Here is a 21774-nt window from a genome sequence, read left to right on the forward strand (position 1 = left end):
GTGAAAATGTGATAACATGGAGAGCGGAAATATATTGCTGAGAGAAGATGCGGTTAAAGAAAACCCGCTGGACCAGTTTATGACCTGGTACGGAGAGGCCTTCACCGCCGAGGGAGAATTGATCGCCAATGCCATGACCCTGGCGACGGTAGACGAAGACAACAAACCGTCTGCCCGGCTGGTCATGCTGAAAGGGCTATCCGCTGAAGGCTTCGTATTTTACACCAACTTCCATAGCCGCAAGGGGCACGATCTGGCACGGAATAGCCAGGCTGCCCTCGTATTCTGGTGGCCAAAACTGGGCCGGCAGGTACGGGTACAGGGACAGGTGCAGACGTACGACGCTACCCAATCCACCGAATTTTTCCAGGAGCGGCCGCGGGCATTCCAGATCGGAACCTGGGCGTCACCCCAGAGCCAGGTCGTTCCGGATCTCAATTTTCTCGTAGAGCGCCACAAAGAGGTGGAATTGAAATATCCGGAAGGCAACATACCACGACCTCCGCATTGGGGAGGATACCTGATGGTGCCCGATCGTATGGAATTCTGGCAGGGCAACGACAACCATCTGCATGACCGACTGGAATACCAGCGTGTGGAATTGGGTGACTGGCAAATGTATCGTTTGGCGCCCTGAGGTACACTCTTGTCTTATCTCGATCAGTTGCCGTGGTAAAAACAGAATGATTTCCAACAGTGACACATTGGTTGGGATAAAGAACATCACGGCGCAGGAAGTACCGTTTTCCGGGATTTAACGGAGCAGGGTGATATCCCCGTTAAGGATACGTCGGTTGCCGTTGCTGAACTCGGCATCCACGAAATAATGAAATACACCCGGATTCAGTATTTTACCCTTCAGGGTCCCGTCCCAGACCGGTTGGCTGGCATCCGGATAGTAAGAATGCGCTTCAAAGACGATTTCACCCCACACATCACGAATGACAAAGGAGTGGATCATGACCAGATTCGATCCCGGATAGAGCCGGAGTTCATCGTTCTGCCCGTCCCCATCCGGCGAGAATACATTGGGAATGAAAAGTCGGCTGGTCTCAGAAACGATGATATTGACATCGTCGGAATAGGTACAACCCTGAGCGTCTTCCGCCCGGATCCGGAATGCTCCGGTCTTTAGCAAGTCCATCGTCAGGGGCAGGCAATTCTGGCAGGTCGTACCGTCAGGAAGGAATACGGTGTAGCGCACCAGGCTCACATTGGTTTCCAGGTTGATGGTTACCGGCTCACCCAGCATCACCTCCCGATCCGGTCCTAGGCTTACAAAGGCCAGAGCGCTGGTATCCTGGAATGATATCACCGTACTTGCTTCACATCCACTTTGATCGGTTACCTGCAGATGGATCACCGTCGTCGTATCGGGTACCGGATAGTCAAAGGGCAACGAGGGAATTCCCAACTCCTGGCCGCCATTGATACGGAACCGGTAAGGAGGGTGGCCATTCGTCAAGGCCGTTATTTCCAGCATTTTACCGGCATTTGCCTGGCATCCGGCCGTGGTTGCGCGTGCCTCGATCATCAGGGTGTCAAAGGTTAAACTCACCTCAATGATGGAGTCACAGCCCTGGTGGTTGCCTGCGACAAGGGTCTCCGTACCGGCCGGATGACCCGCATCGTAACGCACTCCGTTGACCATCAGGAAATCTCCCGGACAAAGCGTAAGCTGGAGCTGGTGCATGGAGGGATGTACCACCTGCAGTGCTACATCCACGATACTATCGCATCCGAAACGGGATGCTCCGGGCAGCAACACGCTGCCTGAAGAGCGATTGGCATCAAAACGCACCGTATCCACAAACAGAAAATCACCGGGGCAGATGGGGTCGTCCAGCAGGAAATGCACAGCATCGGTAAAATGCAGGTCAATCTGGATAATGGAGTCACAACCCCGGGCATTGGCGCCTGGAAACACCTCCCTCCCCGTCGGATTGGATTCGCTGTAGGTGTGGCCGTTGATAATGATCTCCGAGCCCGTGCAGAGATCCATGGTCAAAAAAGACGTTGAAGGCTGCAGCAATTCGGCGGTTACTACCACCAGGGAATCGCATCCCAGATGACTTTCTCCGGCTAGTCGTACGGTGTCGGAGAGATGGGTTTCACTGAAAAATACCCCTTTGATCTCGATGATCTCACCGGGGCAAAGCGCAATCTGCTGAACGCCTACCGGGATCGGAACATAGGTCAACAGAATATCCAGCAGACTGTCACAGCCGAAAGCATCCTGTCCGGCCAGGATCATACCGGAGGGCCTGGCGACATCAAACCGTTCACCCCCGTACATCCGAAAATCACCTTCACACAGTGTTTCCCGGATGACATTGGTGCCCGGCTGGTGGGGTATTACCTCCACATACACCAGGCTGTCGCAACCACTTACTGACTGTCCGGGTAATTGGATCAAAGCACTGGGAGATCCGGCGTGAAATGGTTGTCCTTCTACGGTTAACGTATCACCCGGGCATAGGTCCAGGCGGATCGTATCGGTCAGGCCCGGGTATAGTTTCAGCTGTACATCCAGGATGGTATCACAAGTCATGCCGGCAGACCCCAGAACCAGGCCGGAAAGATGGCCGGCATAGAAGGCTTCCCCGCCGATGGTCAGGGTATCGCCCGGGCACAGCTCCCAACGGATGGGCACGGTATCAGGGGTGGTAAAATGGAGCAGGACCCGCATGATGGAGTCGCATCCTCCCTGTGCGGCGCCGGGCAGTATAGCTAGTCCGGAAGGCCTGGCCATGGAGAAAGTCTCCGTGCCGATGGTCAGAGTATCGTTGATGCAGACGGTGCGCGCGTAGTCGGTCGTATCCTGAGCGATGGTGGTGATGTGCACCTCCCCACTGACGATACCCTCACAAAAATTGTCCTTGAGTCCCGTCAATTTGAGGGTGATGTCCCGGGTGGCCAGGACACGGAATGAAAAGTTCGGGGTATTGGCCTGGATGTTTTGCGGAGTACCATTGCGCTCGTACGAGATGGCGAAGGGTGCGGTGCCGGTCAGGTCGAGCATGATCTCCGGCTCGGATCCAAGGCAGGCGACGATGTCTCCGCCGATGGTGGCGCTTGGCGGCGTACGTACGGCGATGATGGCTGGTGGTGAAACATCCGCGCAGTAATCGCCGGGGTCAAAACCGGAACCTTTATCCGTGCTGGCGGCAGCGGAAAAATAATAATAGCCCGGATCCAAGGGGCTGGTGATGCGACTCCAATCGATGCTTGGAAGATCGGTCTGATAGATGATGGTTCCCAACGAATCGGGTCGACCGGTGTAGAGGATGTAAAATAGACCGTCATCACCGTCATTGACATAATCGAGGTTAGGGACAAAGGGTAAACTTCCGGCAGCCTCCCGGCATACAAAGATTGTATCCCCCTGCTCACGAATTGTGCCTGCAGCGGTGATGCAGCTGCAGTTTGGGGCGCTTTGCTGGATTTCCAAGGTGTCGCAGACCTCGAAAGTGCCTGTCCAGATTTTCAAATGCAGATCTACACCAACCGGAATAGGATCAGTGATAATTTTATTATCCACACGGTTTGCTGGGTAACCGGAAAAACCATAATTATTGCTTGTATCTCCATTAACTGAGATGGTGGCCCTCCAGGCGGTATCACGTAAACAATCAACAAGAATAGATGCCTTGGAGATGGTGCCTTGGAAATGAATTTCCGGGGGACTTAATAACCGGCCTAAACAATGATTATTTGAAATAAAATTCGCTACAAAAAGCTTTGATGGATTACCCTTCAAGTCTCTGATGGTATCATTTTGAGCGTCCGTTTGAAAAATGTATTGTGTTCCGAAGTCCTCATCCAGGAAATAAGCCAGGGTGTAGGGAGGGTCCCCGGAAAATCTGACAGGAATTTCACGTGAGCCATGAAAATCATTAAGGCAAATGGTATCGGGAGATAAAAATTCCACAGTAGCATCTAGGAGCACAATTGTATCAAGTACTATATAATGGCATGAGTCGTTCATGGTGATCTCAACGGTATCGATGAAGGTACCTCCTCCTGTCAGGTAAGCGTTAAAGTTATTGGTTGAGTCGATGATACCAGGGCCATGCCAGTAGAATTTGATACTGTCGCCGGCCGGAATGGGAAGATCCAGGAGTAAAGGTTTGGATAAGACATCGCTCAAACAGAAGGTATCGTTGAAGGTGGTGAATGTAGGTTGGGGACAGGTGACCAGCGGCGCCAGACAGGCAGGACTGCGATCTGCCGTGACTTGTCCGGCTATTTCGGACGTGCACTTACCGCCGTTGGTGAGGGTAACGGTAAAATTCAGATCATCCGATACGACCGGATTGATGTTTTGTGAGGTACTTCCGGTGCTCCAGGAATAGGTATCTGCCATGGGAGCCTGGATGGATACGATCTCACCGGAACATATGGTGTCGTTAGGCAAGTATTGAAGTTTATTGTCCGGTAAGGGAATTTGGGAGATGTTGATGGAGGTGGTTGCGGTACATTTAGTTGATGGGTTTGAACCGGTTAGGGTGAATAATCCGGATTGTGAGTTTATGGTCACATTTTGATTTTTAGACAATGTGGTATTGCCTTTTTTCCACACCCATTGATTAATTTGACCATGTTCAAGTTTCCCTTGTAGCTCAATTGACAAACCCTGACAGTAGGTGCTGTCTCCAAGGATTGAAATAGAAGGACAATCTACTTGAATCGGATTTCCTATCGATGGAGTAATGGTGGAACAATTGGTGTTCCCTTGTTTCCAAATAAGCTTGATGTAAGCAAGGTTGTTTCCACAGAATGTTTCATTCAGGCTAACATTGAATAAAAGTGGTTGTAAGCCCAAATCGGGCCATCCTAAGCAGGGCGCGGATTGTGGTTTATCAGGCCATATAAAAAATGTGCCTTCCGGCATGTTTTGGGAATAACTTATCGTATAGGAACAGCTCGAACAAAAGTTGACCGTATATCGACGAATTCCACTAGGATTATCGGTAAATGCCCCAACAGCCCGAGTGCAACTGCTTTGAAGCACATAGATTGGAACAGAATATTTATTTGCTTCACTACAAAGTGCTGACCAATTGTAAACCGTCGGACTGGCATCTGCACTCACGAACAAGATCACAATAGCGTTCGGCGCAATGTAGTCACCAGGGCCGGCTGGAATGACACTGCATCCTCCCAGGTTTGCAATTGCCGGTTTCTTAAATGGGCAAGCTCCGGATCCTGGATCTTCGCATCCGGAAGGACAGATGCCGGGAAGGTTGTTGTTGTTTTCATCCAGGTCAACCAGTAAATCATTGACAGCAAATCCGCTTCCTGAATTGAATGTCATGTATTCATTGGATTCACTGACACAGGCATTGATCATGGCCCCGATCAAAGTGGGACAAGTTGGATTTTGGCAACTTACCTGATCAAAAGTGAAAGTCTTCAATAAGGTGCCTTCTCCTTTCGTAGGATCGAAACCGGCCTGATCACCCGAATACACCTCCAGGGTGGTGGTAGGTGTAATATTGGTTACAGTCGCCTTGATTTGTAATTCGATGCCAGCACATGCTTTGGTGGCTCCATTGGAGAGTTTTACTTCAGTTGGGCCGGTCACCACCGGGCAGGATTGACCTTGCAGCCACCATGCGGTAAGCAGCAATATCAGGGTGATAGCGCCGGTTCTGTTTTGCATCCTGCAAATGTAGAATTAATTGGTATTGACCCTCGGCTATCAGATGTTAAAAGAGGCGGGAAAATTTCTTCCGGTTTTAAGGCCGCGGTGCCCCGGGATAATCTGGCGGGCAATCCCATTCCATGGGGGGAATTTTACTAACTTTGCCGCCCTAAAATGGTCCAGTCATGGCATTGAGCGAACAGGAACTTGTACGCAGGGAGTCCTTGCAGAAAATCAGAGATTTGGGTATCGACCCCTATCCACCGGAACCGTTTCCGGTCACCCATCATGCTTCGGAAATCAAGTCGGCATTTAATGACGACACCGAACAATGGCAGGATGTGGCCATCGCCGGACGGGTGATGATGATCCGCAACATGGGGAAAGCATCGTTTGCAGAACTGCAGGATGCCTCTGGCAAGATCCAGATCTATGTTGCCCGCGATGAGATTTGCCCGGATGAGGATAAAACGCTCTACAACAAGCTGTTCGCCAAATTATTGGACATCGGGGATTACATTGGCGTGAAAGGATATGTCTTCCGTACCCGCATGGGAGAGATCACCCTGCACGTCAAAGAATTGAAATTGCTGAGCAAAGCCCTTCATCCGCTGCCCATCGTAAAAAAAGATGCCGAGGGCAACATTCACGACGCCTTCACGGATCCGGAGCAGCGCTATCGCCAGCGCTACCTGGACCTCACCGTCAATGACGGCATCAGGCAGATCTTCATTCTGCGCAGTAAGCTGGTCTCCGCCATGCGGCGCTTCTTTGATGCCAAAGGATGGCTTGAAGTGGAAACACCCATTCTGCAACCGATCCACGGAGGTGCGGCAGCCCGGCCATTCAAGACCCACCACAATACCCTGGACATACCCCTGTATTTACGCATCGCCAACGAGCTTTACCTCAAGCGGCTGGTGATCGGGGGATTTGACGGTGTCTACGAGATCGGCAAAATGTTTCGGAACGAAGGCATGGACCGTACGCACAATCCGGAATTTACCGGGATGGAGATCTATGTGGCCTATAAGGACTACAACTGGATGATGGAGATGGTGGAACAGATGCTGGAATACATCACCACAGAGCTTTTTGGCACCACGAAGGTTACCTACAGCGGCCAGGAGCTGGACTTCCAGGGACCGTATCGTCGCCTCTCCATGTACGATTCCATTAAAGAATATACCGGCGTGGACATTTCCGGAATGGATGAACCGGCTCTGCGCACCCGCTGCCGGGAATGGCACATACCCATTGACGACAGCATGGGCCGCGGCAAGCTCATCGATGAGATTTTTGGGGACAAAGTGGAGAAAAATCTGATCCAGCCCACTTACATCACCGACTATCCACTGGAGATGACTCCATTGGCTAAAAAACACCGCAGCCAGGAGGGACTGGTCGAGCGCTTTGAATTATTTGTCAATGGCAAAGAGATCGCCAATGCCTACACCGAGCTCAATGATCCCATGGATCAGCGGGAGCGCTTTGAGGATCAGTTGAAACTGGCCCAGCGCGGGGATGAAGAAGCGATGGCTCTGGACGAAGACTTTTTGCTGGCCATGGAGTACGGCATGCCGCCGATGTCCGGGCTGGGCGTCGGCATTGACCGTCTGGTGATGCTGATGACCGATCAGCAGAGCATCCAGGAAGTACTGCTCTTCCCTCAGATGAAACCGCTCAAGAAGTAATGCGACGGGTAAGTCCTTTTATATGTCTGGCTCTGGCCATGCAATTCCTGGCGGGTTGCGGAAGCAATCAAGCACAGTATGAGAAAACACCGGTGGTCTTTAAGGTTCAGGCGGGCGATCAGCCGGTCCGGATCCAGGTTATGCCGGGAAGTCAGGGTCTGGCCATCCAGGTGGGTAACAATCCCGAGCTGACTTATTTTGATTTATCGGGAGCTATTACCGGGAGCTTCTTGCCGTCTCCGCCTCCTGATGAAGTCCATGCCTTTTATGCCTGGGGTCAGGACAGCGTGATCCTGGTGTCTCACGATCAGTTGCTGGGCTATGGTCCTCACGGGGCCACCCACCCGGTATCCCTGGCAGGCGTATTTGGCGATGTGGTGATGGATGACCGGCATCCCATATTCTCGCTGACGGACCGGATCTATTTCCTGGCCAATAACGACAAACTGGGCATGGTGGATTTAACCATGGTCTATCGTTACAACTTTCACAAGCACACCACCGATGGTCTGATAGCCTATCCGAAGCAGTATCAGCAACCGGTAGGAAACGATAAAGTTCCGGCCTGGACAACGGATGGTTTCCGGTTGATTTGTGCATTACCGGGCCCGGCGCAGTTGCTGGTCTACGATTTGCAAAACCGCACGGAACAAGTGGTTTCCCTTGCGATTGCCGGTGAGACAGCCGGACTTTATTACCGGGAAGGAATGCAGAGTTATTTCCGTTTGACGGTACCGGACGAAGAGCATGTCTTTCAGGTCCAGCTTTTGAAACCGGACTTTTCTTTGGTTAAGGCGATAAAATTATCTGCAGAGGAGTACAATCTCACCCAGGCCTTCGTCGCTGCCGGCGATCTGTACCTGCGTCACCAGCAGAGTAGCGAGGGAGTCGTTTTCGACCGCATCACCTTTTGACCTTTAGTGTTTATTACATCAATTCGCGAAATTCGTGTAATTCGTGGCTAAAATTTTGTGTCTTACAACTTACCGATCACCGTTATATTCCCTTTCACCACGTCACCGATTTTTACCTTGATCTCAGTGCCTACAGGTAACAGCAGGTCGACACGGGACCCCAGTTTGATGAAGCCCATATCATCCCCCTGCCTTACCTTCTGCCCTTGTTTGAGATAGCAGACGATGCGACGGGCCAGCGCGCCGGCGATTTGCCGCATACCCACTTTGCCGCGGGGAGTTTCATAGACGATGGTGGTTCGCTCATTTTCCAGGGAAGACTTGGGATTCCACGCAGGCATGAACTTACCGGGGTGGTATTGCTGGTAAAGGACACTTCCGCTGACGGGATTGCGATTGACGTGGACGTTGAGCGGGGACATGAAGATAGAAACCTGGATCCGGCGGTCTTTCAGGTATTCTGTGTCTGTGGTTTCTTCGATGACCACCACTTTACCATCAGCTGGCGCATAGACCAGATCTTCGGAGACTGCTGAAATGTGACGGTCCGGATTACGGAAAAAATACAGCAGGAACAGGGTCAGACCGATGCTCAGGATGTACAGCATCCACGCCCAATATCCGAGATACATGGATCCTGCCCAGCTAAGAGCGGCCAAGATCAGGATACAGATGGTCAAAAAGATATAACCTTCCCGGTGGATCATCTTCTGTCTATTTAATGTTCAAAGGTAGGATTTTCAATTTCGCCTCAATTGTTTTCTGGTTGAAATAACTTAGGATGCGACAGCCTGACTGGATTTTCGCGATCTGTGTGCGTAACTACCGGGCCAATGCATGATGGATGCAGTATGCTTCACTTCAATTCGGTATCTTGCCGTTGATCTGCGGAACTTTGAAATCCTGAACGATAAAGGATAGGAGAGATTCCCGAATTGCGAAATCATGGAGAACAGTTTTATCCGTATTCTCATCTTCTGCGCCATATTTCTGGGTTGCCTGATCCTGGGAACCCTGGCTACGGCGCTGGCAGCCCTGGCATGGGGGCTTTCCGTAAATGACTTACTCGGTGGAATGACCGGCAGTGATGCAGGCTTGTTGCGGGTGATGGCATTGATCAATCACATTTTCCTGTTCTTGCTGCCTCCCATTGTTTTTGCCCTGATTTACCGGAGCCGTGGCTGGGCAGATTATTTGGGCCTGACGAAAGCGCCGGTTTGGTGGCAGGTGGTATTGGGCATTGCCTTATTGTTTATTGCTTACCCCATCGTTCAGAAGTCATACGAGATCAATAATCTGATCCCACTCCCGGATTGGGCGGGGCAGATGGAAAATTCCACGGAAGAAGTGCTCAGACAGATCCTCACGATGAACAACCCGGGGACCTTCCTTTTAAATGTGGTGATCATTGGGCTGTTGCCGGGACTAGCGGAAGAGATGACCTTCCGGGGGGTCCTGCAGCAGGAATCCTATACCTGGGTGGGACGGAGTGCCGGTGCCGTTTGGATCACGGCGATCCTTTTCAGCTTTTTGCACTTCCAGTTTGAAGGCTTCTTGCCGCGGGTAGTGCTGGGTGCGATCCTCGGTTATGCTTTTTTGTGGACCCGGAATTTATGGGTTCCGATCCTAATGCATTTTGTCAACAATGCGACGCCGGTTTTTGGAATGTATTTTTTCGGTGATGATATGGACACCATGGATCCTTCCTCTGCCGAGCCGGTCACCTGGTGGGCCTTAATGCTCTCCGTGATCGCCACCTTTGGCATTGGTTATTTCTTATACCTCAAGACCCGACAACAGGATGAGCCGCCCAGCATCGCTTAGACCCCGCATCGTCAGTGCCATCGTTTATGGCATTTTGTTGATTGGTTGCCTGATGCTGCACGCCTGGGCGTGGCGCGGGTTACTTTTGTTTTTTGCGGTTGTTCTCCTCTATGAGCTTAGCGGATTATTCTGGCGGGATGTTCCGGATCGTCCGGGGCGGATGATAGCCATCGTCGCGTGGGGAGCCATAACCCTGGGTATGATGATTGAATGGTTGCCGGAAGGAATGATCACCTGGTCTGCCTGTTTTTGGATCCTGACGCTGGCCACCTTATTCCGGTACCGTCTACAAGCCTGGATGCCGGCATTATTTCATGCACTGACGCCTTTATATATAATCATGCCGGTCCTGCTGGCCGATTCACTGCGCGGACAACTTGGTCCGGTATCGGTGTTATTGCTCTTTGTATTATTATGGGCGGACGATGTAGGAGCCTATTTTATTGGCTCCTGGTGGGGTAAAACACCATTTGCCGCTCAGATCTCTCCCAAAAAGACCTGGGAGGGTACCCTGGGCGGGGCTGTCCTTGCGGCACTGATCGGTAGCCTGGCCGGATGGATGGGTATGCCGTTGACACCCTGGCAAGGCGTGATCCTTGGATTGGTGGTGGCCTTATTTGGCACAGTAGGGGATCTGTTTGAGTCCATGATCAAGCGGCATTATGGCATCAAAGATTCGGGAACCATCATGCCGGGGCACGGCGGATTGCTGGACCGCCTGGATTCTTTTTTGGTGGCCATGACGCCTTATTATATTATAGTGGGGTTTTTTAGTAGTCAGTAGTCAGTAGTCAGTAAATGGTAGTCAGTAGTCAGTAGATAGTAGTCAGTAGTCAGATACCCCAACACCAAAACACCATCAAACCACCACACCTAAACAAATAAACACCTAACAAATAAACAACCTAACATCCCAACACCATAAAACCATAAAACCACCACACCATAAAACCACCCTAACAAATAAACACCTAACAAATAAACAACCTAACAACCTAACACCCCAACACCATAAAACCATAACACCAAAACACCATAAAACCATAACACCAAAACACCAAAACACCAAAACAAACAAACACAAAAACACCTCATGACCCATCTCAGTGTAAACCTCAATAAAGTGGCGCTCATCCGGAACTCCCGGGGAGAAAACCTGCCGGACCTGGTACAGGTAGCACGGGACTGTGAAGCCTTTGGCGCCCAGGGCATCACCATCCATCCGCGACCTGATCAGCGGCATGCCCGCTATCAGGATGTCGCAGACCTGAAAGAAGTGGTCACAACCGAGTTGAATGTTGAAGGCAATCCGATTCCCAGGTTTATGGAGGTCGTGTTGCAATACCGGCCGCATCAGTGCACCCTGGTTCCGGATGCGCCGGATGCGTTGACCAGCTCTACCGGGTGGGATACCATCAAACATGTTGAGTTCCTCCGGGATATCTGCTCCGGCTTAAGGGAATCGGGAATCCGCTCCTCTATCTTTGTGGACCCGGTGCCGGAGTTGGTGGAAGGGGCACGGCACGCCGGTGCGGACCGCGTTGAATTTTATACCGGACACTTTGCCCGGCAATACGCTGCAAATCCGGCTCAGGCGGTACACGATCATATCCATTGCGCCCGGCTTGCAGCCGAACTGGGCCTGGAGATCAACGCCGGCCATGACCTTAACCTGGACAACCTGCGCTATTATGTGACGCAAGTCCCGCAGGTGGCGGAAGTATCCATCGGCCATGCCCTGATCTCCGACGCCTTATATTATGGTCTGGAGAATACCATCCAGATGTATCTGCATTGTTTGGATATGTAAGGTGCTGTATGCTATGCACCGTACGCTTTTTGCTGCACGCTGAGCAGGTTGTTCTACCCGGAAGGAAGAGCTGATTGTGGACCGTAAAAAGCAAAAAGCAAGCCGCTAATATCCAATTCCTGACCGCGAAAAGCGAAAAGCCAAAGGCGAACAGCGAACTGCCAACCCGCATGGATTAATTTTTCAAATTGTGATCTCCACCAAATACCCGATGGTAACCAAACATTAACAAAACACATTCTTCGGACGTTATTTGATTAAGAGGTTCTTAACGAATAAGGGCTTTTGTTATGGATGTCTCAATAATGAGCGTTTTTTTTGCTATTGATTTATGAATTTATTGTGATGTCCATGTTAATTAAAAGTTAATAAGTTTTTTGAGTGGGATAAATAATTTCTTACTTTCGTGCTCATTGCAATAATCTTTTTAACAAAAACTGGACGTATGAAAAAACTCTCACTAGTTTTAGCATGCTCCCTATTCTTCCTGGGGTATGCGCTAGCACAAAGAACGATTACCGGTACAGTGTCCGATGTAGGGGGGGAGCCTCTGATCGGAGCGAGTGTCCTGGTAAAAGGAACTACAGTGGGAACTGTTACGGAAGTAGATGGTAGTTATACCATTAACGTTCCGTCAGGTAATACCACGCTGGTAGTGAGTTACACTGGTTTCGAGACCCAGGAGGTTGAAATCGGCGCTTCGGACGTTGTAGACGTTACGTTGAGCGAAGGTTTGGAACTTCAGGAAGTCGTCGTAACCGGTCTGGGTATTAAGAAAGAAAAGAAAGCCTTGGGTTATGGGGTTTCCACCTTGAGCAACAAAGAAGTTGCATCCCGCCCTGAGGCCGACGTTGCCCGGATTTTGCGCGGTAAGGCAACCGGTGTGGATATCGTACAGACCTCCGGTCTGTCCGGTTCAGGTACCAACATCCTGATCCGTGGATATTCCTCCATCACCGGTGACAACCAACCGTTGTTTGTTGTGGACGGTGTACCTTTCAACACCGGTAACAACTCGAACCGTAGCTTTACCTCAGGTAGTGCTACTGCTTCCAGCCGTTTTCTTGATCTGGATCCAAATGATGTAGAGGAGATTTCCATCTTGAAAGGTTTGTCAGCTACCGTTTTGTACGGTGAAGCCGGCCGTAACGGGGTGATCCTGGTGACCACCAAAAATGGTAATGCCGGCGCCAACGCCAACAAGAAGATGGAAGTTACGGTCAATCAAACCATTTCCCGCTCGGAAGTGGCAAACCTGCCGGACTACCAAAACTCCTTCGGAAATGGATTTAGTGGAAACTTCGGATGGTTTTTCTCCAACTGGGGTGCAGCCTTCTCGGATACCAATCCGGGATCTTACGGTCCGGATTACAAAGGAGTCAGCCCGGATGGTTATGTGTACATTACCCATCCCTACGATCAGAGTCAGTTTGCTAAGGATTTTCCAGAATATACCAATTATCCTTCTTATGAATATCGGCCTTACACGGGCATCGAGGACTTCTTCCAGCCAGGTGTAACATCGAATACTTCGTTGTCGATTGCCAAGAACGTAGGTAATGGAACGTCTTTCAGCGCTACCTACAGCTATCTGTCTGATGAGGGCTTCACACCCCGTCTGGATGCTCAGCGCGATGGTGGTGCAAGTAACTTCATCAACAAGCACAACTTCGGCTTGGGAGCACAAACCAAATTGACAAATGGGTTGACCGTCAAAGGTACCTTCAACTTTGCTTCTACCGATCGTCGTACCCCGATTACCGGTCCGGCATTTGGTGGTGATGGTAACGGTTTGTTTGCCGCATTGTTATTTACCCCACGTTCGATCGACCTGATGAATTTACCTTATCAGTCTCCTCTCGATGGACGTAACGTTTATTACCGTCGGGGTGGTCAGATCCAAAATCCACGTTGGGTATTGAACAACTCCGCTGACTTTGAAAAGATTCAGCGATTCTTCTCCACCACGGAGTTGAATTATGAATTGTCTCCTTCCTTTAATCTGATGTATCGTTTCGGTTTAGATACGTATACGCAGCAAAATGAGCGTCAGACCAACCGGGGTGGCGTATCTACTGCTTCCGGTCTATACCAGACAGATAATTTTCAAAATTCCATCTTCGATCATGTACTGAATTTAACGTTCACGCACAGCTTGAGCGAAGACCTTTCTTTGGATGTCATTGCTGGGACCAACTTGCGTCGCAATACGTATGCGCGGGAGTCCTTGTTGAGTACCAATCAGTTCATTTTCAATTTGTTCAACCACTCGAATTTCACGTCACATACTTCTGACGTTTTTGGTAATGGTAGTGGTGATTACCGGGATTTTGAAAATACCATTGGTGTTTATGCAACGGCTACGTTGGGCTTCAAAAACTTTTTGTATTTGAACCTGCAAGGGCGTAACGACTGGACATCCACACTGGAGCCGGAGAACAACTCCTTGTTCTATCCTTCGGCCTCTTTGTCGTTCGTAGTGAGCGATGCTATTCCAAGTTTGCAGAACAATGCCATCCTCAACTACCTGAAGTTGCGGGTAGGTTATGGAACATCAGCCGGATATCCAGATCCTTACCAGACCCGGAATACCTTGGCATCTCAGGCTAGTGCCTTCATCACCGGTGGTGGTGCTACATTAAATACCAACTCGGTGGATGACCGGTTGGGAAATAAAAACCTGAAACCTGAGTTGCATAAAGAATTGGAAGGCGGTATCGAAGCACGTTTATTGCGTGACCGGATCGGAGTTGACCTATCACTGTACAACAAGAATTCCAATGACTTGATCATCGACTTAAGTTTGGATCCAGCCACCGGTTATACCCGGACCACAGTTAACGCTGCCGGACTGACCAATAAAGGGGTTGAATTGGGTTTGAACATCACACCGGTTCGGGGGAAAGTGACCTGGGATATGACCCTGAACTATACCAAGAATGTAAGTGAAGTTACCGAACTGTATCCTGGTGTTGAACGCATCCAAATTGCTGGATATTCTACACTGGGTAACTATGCCATCGTGGGACAACCGTATGGTGTCTTATATGGTTCTCCGTTTGTGAAGGATGCTTCCGGTAACCTGGTGGTAAACAACGTCGGTACGTATCAGTCTAGTGCTGATAATGGAATCATCGGCGATCCTAATCCGGCTTTCCAAGCTAACTGGATCAACAACGTTTCCTGGAAAGGTTTGAGCTTCGGCTTCCAATGGCAGTACATCGACAAAGGTGACATTTATTCATCTACGGTACAAGCATTGCTTGCACGGGGTAATACCTCCGATACGGACGTTGACCGTTACATTCCGTTGATCATGCCAGGCGTGAAAAGCGACGGATCACCAAATGACATCCAAACCTACATCGGTGACTCCTTCTTCGATGCTTATTTTGGAGCCAACGAAGGTGGTGTATTTGACGGGACCACCATCCGTTTACGTGAAGTTTCGTTGTCATACGTATTACCACAGTCGTTGCTGGCAAAAACTCCATTTGGACGGATCGGTCTTACCTTGACCGGTGAGAACTTGTGGTACAATGCACCGAACTTCCCGGTAGGTATCAACTTTGACCCGGAAGTCTCCTCATTAGGTGTTGGAAACGGACGCGGATTTGACTTCCGGACTGCTCCGACAGTGAAGAAATATGGTATTTCGTTGAATGCAACGTTCTAACCTAATGGTCTAACAGAAAAAGCTAGAAACATGAAACTAATACATAAAATTTTTCTGGTTGCACTCGTTTTCTCCATGTCGGCTTGCCAGATGTTTGATCTGGATTTATTGGATAATCCCAATAAAGCGACCTTGGATGATGCGAATACCGACAACCTATACAACAATGTTCAACTCAATTTCAAGAATTTCTTGAATGACATGTGGTATCCAACATCCACTTTATCAAGGATGCTGTGTAATGCCAATGCATACAACTATTTGTCAGCTTATTCACCGGAAAGTTTCAATACCGTTTGGTATCGTGCTTACGCTTCTTTGCTGCCAGATATGGATTTAACCATCGAAAAAGCTTCTAATAATGGATTAGGTATCTATATCGGGAGTATTAAAGTGATGAAAGCATATGTTCTGATGGCTATGGTGGACATGTTTGGAGATGTACCCTATTCTGAATACGGACAAGGTACCGATATTATTGCTCCAGGTAATGACAGTGGATCTTCCATCTACGCCATAGCGCAAGGACTTTTGGATGAGGCCATTTCAGATATTAATGGTGCAACAAATACGACCAAACCATCCGGTGACCTCATTTTTGGTGGAACTGGAACCAAATGGGTTACGGCAGCTAATTCAATGAAACTCAGATTAGCATTGACCACCCGCTTGGTGGATGGATCGGCAGGTAGTAAAATTGCTGCCATTGTGAATGGTGGTGATCTCATCGATCAGACCAGTGAAGACATGCAGATTAATTTTGGATCGAATCGGGATAACCCGAACTCTCGTCACTGGTTGTACAATACCGACTACGAGAACGGTGACCCGGATTTCCAATCCAACTACTACATGTGGTTGTTGCGGGCTGAAAAGCGGAATGAAGATGGAACCGTCGCTGTGATAGATCCACGCATTCGCTTCTATTTCTATCGTCAGACAGATAAACTTAGTGATAACCCGAACGACTGGTCCTGCCACTTTAGTGAACTACCGAACAATGCCAGCAGACCGGCTTATTATTCCGCGATCGATCCGGATATGCCCTACTGTATTGCTGGTGAGGATGGTTATTGGGGACGTGATCACCTGAATTCCGAAGGGGTGCCTCCCGATGGAAACTTCCGTACGGGATACGGTTTGTATCCTGCAGGAGGACAGTTTGACGATAACAGTTTTGCTGTAATCAAAAAACTAGGTACTACCGGTGGATTAGGTAAAGGAATTGCACCAATACTGTTGGCATCCTACGTGGACTTCATGCGGGCAGAGGCAGCCTTAACTGCCAATACCGGTGAAGATGCACGTGCTTTGTTGGAAAGTGGAGTTAAAAAATCCATTGAAAAGGTTATTGGTTTCAAGAGCCTGGTACCGACAACCATGTCCAGAACCGTAGTGGATCGGCAGAATAACTCGGCTACTATCGAAGAATTGTATGTTCCGGATGCTGAAGACATTCAGAAGTACGTAGATTTCGTATTGGCACGTTACGATGCTGCTTCGGATAAACTGGACGTTGTGATGAAGGAGTACTTCATTGCCCTGTGGGGTAATGGTTTGGAAGCCTACAACATGTATCGCCGTACCGGTAAGCCGAATAACATGGCTCCGGCACTGGAATCCAATCCGGGTGCTTTTATCCGCTCCTTCCTCTATCCGGCTAACAACGTGAACCTGAACTCCAACGCCACTCAAAAGGCATTAACCGTACAAGTTTTCTGGGATAACAACCCGGCAGACTTTGTCTATTAATGAATTCAAAACTGCTAAGCATTATGAATAAAAATAAAATAGCAATCATTTTCGGGTCCATATTGGTTTTGGCCTCTTCCTGTGCCGATCCCGATCTGGCTCCGGTAGTAACTTTTGATTCGGCGATAAAAGGAGCTTATGTCCGCTTGCTTGAAGAGAGTGGCGACAAGTTGTTCAACCTCTTTGACCTTGCCGGGTCAAATTACACGTATTCCTGTGACTTTGTGGACCTGGAAAAAGGTGCACTGGTTTCAGAATACAATCTCGATGTTACGTACACCGATGGATATCCTGATAATGGGACGATCACGAAATCTGCGGCTCGATTGAAATCATACTCCCAATCGGATTTCAGTACTTCAGCCGAAGGGAACGTTGGAATTGCCAATATCAAGATTACAGCGGCTGATCTCATGTCTGCATTAGGCTTAAGTATGTCAGATTTGGGCCCAGGTGACGTATTTAGAGTGGTCGGCACTCTGGTACTTAATGATGGATCAGTTCATGGACAGAACAATTCAACTTCCGCGTTGATCGGTGGTGCATTTAGAGGTCAGTTTAACTACAATCTATCGTTGGGATGTCCTTCCGATTTGGCAGGAAGTTTTCCATTTGAAACAACGGCCTCTTGGTGTGGCTCAACGGCAACCGGAAATGTTGACATCGTAGCCAAAGGGGGCGGTGTATACTCCTTCAGTGACTGGTCATTTGGTGCCTATCCTGCCTGTTACGATGGTTTTGTTAACAGCGCATGGGGAGGTCTTGCCTTTAAAGAAGTATGTGCAGTTGTGTCCTTTACAGGATTTACTGACGCTTTCAATGAGACCTGGACTGTTTCAAGCTCCATAGATGGTGATAAATGGACCATTTCTTGGGCTAATACCTATGTGGATCCTAGTGTAGGAGCACCAGAGTCTGGAACAGTTGTTATTACCAATCCTAGTGGTGACTGGCCATTTACTTTGAAATAATCGATTGATGTAAGAAGTAGATCTTCTTATTCGAAAATTAAAGCCATATTCAGATTGTATATTTGAATATGGCTTTTTCTTTTATTAAATACACGTCATGCTTGACCAAAGAAAATTACCTTCCCTATTGCTTGTTTTATTCCTGATGGTTTATTCAAGTCGCAGTTTTGCCCAAAACACTGTTGGCCTATTAAGTATTAAACCCAATCAAGTTTCGGAAGGGTACAATCTGATCTATCCGTATTCCCAATCAACTGTCTATTTGCTTGATCTTTGTGGCGAGGTGGTTCATAAATGGATCGATTTTAGCGGTACTCGCCCAGGTGCTACTGCCTACTTGTTGCCCAATGGAAATTTGGTCCGGTGTTCGAGGGATTTGGATTTTTCCAAAGATTCGATTGTAGCCGGAGGATTCGGCGGTTATGTAGATATCCTATCCTGGGATAACAAGAAGTTGCATTCCTTTTATTTAAATGATTCCCATTTTCGGTTGCATCACGATGTAGCTCCGATGCCAAACGGGAATGTCTTGATGATTGCATGGGAAAGAATAACGGCTGAGCAAGCGATTGCCCTGGGACGGGATCCAAATACATTACCCAATGGCGAGCTGTGGCCCGATAAAATTCTCGAATGGGATCCAGGACAAGATTCCATCGTGTGGGAGTGGCGTTGTTTGGATCATATGATTCAGGAACGGGATTCCCTATTGCCAAATTTTGGAGTTATTGCTGACCACCCGGGAAAGATTGATCTCAATTTTGACACCCAGTCCGGCATCCCGGATTGGATGCATACCAATTTTATTGATTACAACCCCGTATTGGACCAGATCATGATCAGTGTTCGCAACTTTAATGAGATCTGGATCCTGGATCATAGCACGACCACCGAAGAAGCGAAAAGTGATACTGGAGGGAGAAGTGGTCACGGCGGTGAAATAATCTATCGGTGGGGCAATCCTGCAGCGTACCAAAAAGCGGAGGAACGTTTGCATTTTCTGCATTACCAACATTATGCACATTGGACAGAACCAGAAGCACAGCCTGGCCAGGATCTTTTTGGTCAAGTTGCCATCTTTGATAACTTCACGGAAATGAATAAATCAACTGCATTAATCTTAAGGACAAATTTTGATACGGTGACGTGGACATATCCTGTTGTAGATGAATTCTTTGGACCTGGACAACCGGAGCGGATCGTTGCCCATCCAGAAAATAGCATTCTATCCTTTTCCGGTGTGGGGTCAAGTGCACAATTATTGACCAACGGCAATGTATTAATCTTTACCAATCGTTGGGGCTATGCTTATGAGGTAAACCAAAAGGATGAACTGGTATGGGAATACCGAATTCCAATGCGCAATGGAAAAGTAGTTTCTCAAGGGGAAGTGTTGTTTGTGAGTGATAACGAAACCTTTAATATGATACGATATCCTTTGGATTATCCGGCGTTTAATAGTAGAGACTTATTTCCTTCGGGCTATTTGGAATTTAACCCCGATGAGGAATTTTGTGCTTCGCAAACCAGCTCAAGCACTTCTTCATATAGCCCCGTCAAATTCCGAGTTTGGCCAAATCCAGCTTCGGAAGTTATTAATTTGCATATGGAAGATCGTCTACCAGAAGATGTTACATTGTATAATCTACAAGGTCAGGTCATTCGGCGATGGCATAATCCTGCTTCGAAGCTGCAGGTCGATGATCTGGAAAGTGGTATTTATTTGTTGGCAATAAATGGCCAACAATTTCTAAAAATAAGCGTTATGCACTAGTTATGATATTATGGCTCTTTATTCCTGCCTGAAATTACCCCACCTGGATGACGTCGTCTGGCTGGCTACAGCATAAGCCACTTCACTTCAATTCCTTCAATCACCATAGGGGTGAATTATGTTGTTCTCACAAAATGCGTTATTTTATTGCCTGTGCGACTGTCCAGGCGGGCACTTTAAGGTGCAATATTCTAATGAATAAATTGGGTTAAAATGTTAAATTTAATTTATACTTAACTAGAATAAATTAATAAAAGAAGGATGCCTAAATCTTATATATTTCAGCATCCTTCATTTTTATTATTTATGGCTATGGTATTGCCCGAGTTAATGAATTAGAAGATGTTGTGTGATAGTCACGTTTATAGTTATAATACCTGGCTGAAACTTTATAGGTGCCTGCTGGAACATTTTTAATGCTGGTTCTATATATATTACTGTTGCCAGGCCTGAAATAATATCCAGTTCGTGTAACACTAAAAGATGGATTGGTAACCCCCTCAAAAATAAAGTCGATAAAACAAGGTTTACTATTGCTGCTAATCTGTATATCGATAATCCAATTATAGTTGCTTCCAATTGGATTAACTTCTTCGTAAATTCTTCCTATGGGATAATTTGGTAAGAAATCTGGATATAGAAATTGAAGAGCATACGATTCATTTTGTGATAATGATCTTGTAAGTCCGCAATTATCCCAAGACCCTTGCATTAATTCATTATTGTCGGTTGAAGAAGTTCCAATGAATGTACTTAATATTGCAGGACTGCATGAGCCACCTGCTGTACCAGTTGATCCTGTATGCCCAAGTCCTAATGTATGGCCAATTTCATGCTTCACTACAGTTACCTTTTCCGAATAATTCCAGCAAGTACTATTATTGGATAATGTTACATTGTTAAGGCCAAGAATATTTCCTATCTTATTACCAATGGGAAAATAAGCTTGTCCAAACCAAGAATTGCCGCCAAGGCAATTAGGATAATTTGAAAGCCTTTCAATCACGTTAATGCCGTTTGAAGTTGGGCTAGAAACTTCATAGAAGCTTAAAGAGCAATTTGAAAGACTTGTGTATGCAGCAAAAGCATCTCTAACTGCGGTTTTCCAATCCCCTCCGGGAAGATTGTCTATATCCGGATGTATATAATAAGGAATACTCCCTGAATTTGCTCTGCTTATTACATAATTACTGTAATCAACGGACGTCCTTGTTTCCAGGGTAGGGTTGGAAACTATAAAGTCAGCTGCATAAATGTGATCATCTATTACTTTCAAGGAATCGTAGTTGATTCCTAATGAGCATAAGAAATCTTCATAATTTCTATTTTGCTCGTCTTCTGCGGTCTTAACGTTACTTTCAATCAATTTATCTTTGGTACAGCTAGATACAGCAAGTAACATAGTAGTAGCAAGTGAAATTAATAAATAATTCGCTTTCATAGATTATGAATTTAATTGATTTAATGTCTTATTAGCCATAAGACGGTGCCCACCTTGATTATATATTGGAAACGGACATAGTCAATTTAAATTCAATAAATCCAGGAGTTAGTTTGAATTTTAGAGAAACTAGTGCTTGATTATTAAGTTCAAAACTTGGATTGTTAATAATTATTGCATGATTGGTGTTAAGATTAATCATTTTGTGATTTGATTATTAGCCTATTTTATGATGTTTGGATTTATTGGTCCAATACGTATGGGGATTACG

Annotated in this window: 13 protein-coding genes; 10 read left to right on the plus strand and 3 right to left on the minus strand. The window is 47.7% G+C overall.

Annotation, left to right across the window (positions count from 1 at the left end; genetic code table 11):
• The first annotated feature begins 16 nt into the window (after positions 1-16).
• Positions 17-637, plus strand: coding sequence for a pyridoxamine 5'-phosphate oxidase (gene pdxH, locus H6570_16525; protein MCB9320890.1), 621 nt, complete (start codon positions 17-19; stop codon positions 635-637).
• 117 nt (positions 638-754) lie between these two features.
• Here pdxH and H6570_16530 read toward each other — a convergent pair whose 3' ends face one another.
• The gene (locus H6570_16530) at positions 755-5665 is read right to left on the minus strand and encodes a gliding motility-associated C-terminal domain-containing protein (protein ID MCB9320891.1); all 4911 of its coding nucleotides are present in this window, start codon (positions 5663-5665) and stop codon (positions 755-757) included.
• A gap of 167 nt (positions 5666-5832) precedes the next feature.
• Between H6570_16530 and lysS the strand changes: the two genes are divergently transcribed.
• On the plus strand, positions 5833-7341 hold the full coding sequence (gene lysS, locus H6570_16535; GenBank protein ID MCB9320892.1) for a lysine--tRNA ligase: 1509 nt from the start codon (positions 5833-5835) through the stop codon (positions 7339-7341).
• Positions 7341-8255 (plus strand): hypothetical protein, encoded by a 915-nt coding sequence (locus H6570_16540; GenBank protein ID MCB9320893.1) that lies wholly within the window; start codon positions 7341-7343, stop codon positions 8253-8255. The genes lysS and H6570_16540 overlap by 1 nt, the downstream gene beginning before the upstream one ends.
• A 62-nt stretch (positions 8256-8317) precedes the next feature.
• On the opposite strand, the gene H6570_16545 is transcribed toward H6570_16540, so the two are convergent.
• Positions 8318-8962 carry a phosphatidylserine decarboxylase family protein gene (locus H6570_16545; protein ID MCB9320894.1) on the minus strand — a complete coding sequence of 215 codons (645 nt, stop codon included), beginning with the start codon at positions 8960-8962 and terminating at the stop codon, positions 8318-8320.
• A 238-nt stretch (positions 8963-9200) separates the two neighbouring features.
• On the opposite strand from H6570_16545, the gene H6570_16550 reads away from it, so the two are divergent.
• From H6570_16550 to H6570_16580, 7 genes are all read left to right on the plus strand, one after another.
• Positions 9201-10079 carry a CPBP family intramembrane metalloprotease gene (locus H6570_16550; protein MCB9320895.1) on the plus strand — a complete coding sequence of 293 codons (879 nt, stop codon included), beginning with the start codon at positions 9201-9203 and terminating at the stop codon, positions 10077-10079.
• Entirely contained in the window at positions 10057-10863 is an 807-nt protein-coding gene (locus H6570_16555) for a phosphatidate cytidylyltransferase (protein ID MCB9320896.1), read from the plus strand. Before H6570_16550 ends, H6570_16555 begins: the two co-directional genes overlap by 23 nt.
• 309 nt (positions 10864-11172) lie before the next feature.
• On the plus strand, positions 11173-11889 hold the full coding sequence (locus tag H6570_16560; GenBank protein MCB9320897.1) for a pyridoxine 5'-phosphate synthase: 717 nt from the start codon (positions 11173-11175) through the stop codon (positions 11887-11889).
• Between the two features lie 445 nt (positions 11890-12334).
• Positions 12335-15565 carry a SusC/RagA family TonB-linked outer membrane protein gene (locus H6570_16565; GenBank protein ID MCB9320898.1) on the plus strand — a complete coding sequence of 1077 codons (3231 nt, stop codon included), beginning with the start codon at positions 12335-12337 and terminating at the stop codon, positions 15563-15565.
• A 30-nt stretch (positions 15566-15595) separates the two neighbouring features.
• A complete protein-coding gene (locus tag H6570_16570; GenBank protein MCB9320899.1) occupies positions 15596-17317 on the plus strand; it encodes a SusD/RagB family nutrient-binding outer membrane lipoprotein in 1722 nt (573 codons plus the stop codon).
• Between the two features lie 23 nt (positions 17318-17340).
• The gene (locus tag H6570_16575) at positions 17341-18288 is read left to right on the plus strand and encodes a hypothetical protein (GenBank protein ID MCB9320900.1); all 948 of its coding nucleotides are present in this window, start codon (positions 17341-17343) and stop codon (positions 18286-18288) included.
• 97 nt (positions 18289-18385) lie between these two features.
• Positions 18386-20062 carry an aryl-sulfate sulfotransferase gene (locus tag H6570_16580; GenBank protein MCB9320901.1) on the plus strand — a complete coding sequence of 559 codons (1677 nt, stop codon included), beginning with the start codon at positions 18386-18388 and terminating at the stop codon, positions 20060-20062.
• Positions 20063-20372: 310 nt separating this feature from the next.
• On the opposite strand, the gene H6570_16585 is transcribed toward H6570_16580, so the two are convergent.
• Entirely contained in the window at positions 20373-21503 is a 1131-nt protein-coding gene (locus H6570_16585) for a matrixin family metalloprotease (protein ID MCB9320902.1), read from the minus strand.
• Positions 21504-21774 lie beyond the last annotated feature (271 nt).

The organism is Lewinellaceae bacterium, assembly GCA_020636135.1.
GTDB lineage: Bacteria > Bacteroidota > Bacteroidia > Chitinophagales > Saprospiraceae > JAGQXC01.

Bases quoted from the DNA above. Each gene is read 5' to 3' on its own strand.
- pdxH (MCB9320890.1), top strand. From the start codon at position 17: ATGGAGAGCGGAAATATATTGCTGAGAGAAGATGCGGTTAAAGAAAAC.
- H6570_16530 (MCB9320891.1), bottom strand. From the start codon at position 5,665: ATGCAAAACAGAACCGGCGCTATCACCCTGATATTGCTGCTTACCGCA.
- lysS (MCB9320892.1), top strand. From the start codon at position 5,833: ATGGCATTGAGCGAACAGGAACTTGTACGCAGGGAGTCCTTGCAGAAA.
- H6570_16540 (MCB9320893.1), top strand. From the start codon at position 7,341: ATGCGACGGGTAAGTCCTTTTATATGTCTGGCTCTGGCCATGCAATTC.
- H6570_16545 (MCB9320894.1), bottom strand. From the start codon at position 8,962: ATGATCCACCGGGAAGGTTATATCTTTTTGACCATCTGTATCCTGATC.
- H6570_16550 (MCB9320895.1), top strand. From the start codon at position 9,201: ATGGAGAACAGTTTTATCCGTATTCTCATCTTCTGCGCCATATTTCTG.
- H6570_16555 (MCB9320896.1), top strand. From the start codon at position 10,057: ATGAGCCGCCCAGCATCGCTTAGACCCCGCATCGTCAGTGCCATCGTT.
- H6570_16560 (MCB9320897.1), top strand. From the start codon at position 11,173: ATGACCCATCTCAGTGTAAACCTCAATAAAGTGGCGCTCATCCGGAAC.
- H6570_16565 (MCB9320898.1), top strand. From the start codon at position 12,335: ATGAAAAAACTCTCACTAGTTTTAGCATGCTCCCTATTCTTCCTGGGG.
- H6570_16570 (MCB9320899.1), top strand. From the start codon at position 15,596: ATGAAACTAATACATAAAATTTTTCTGGTTGCACTCGTTTTCTCCATG.
- H6570_16575 (MCB9320900.1), top strand. From the start codon at position 17,341: ATGAATAAAAATAAAATAGCAATCATTTTCGGGTCCATATTGGTTTTG.
- H6570_16580 (MCB9320901.1), top strand. From the start codon at position 18,386: ATGCTTGACCAAAGAAAATTACCTTCCCTATTGCTTGTTTTATTCCTG.
- H6570_16585 (MCB9320902.1), bottom strand. From the start codon at position 21,503: ATGAAAGCGAATTATTTATTAATTTCACTTGCTACTACTATGTTACTT.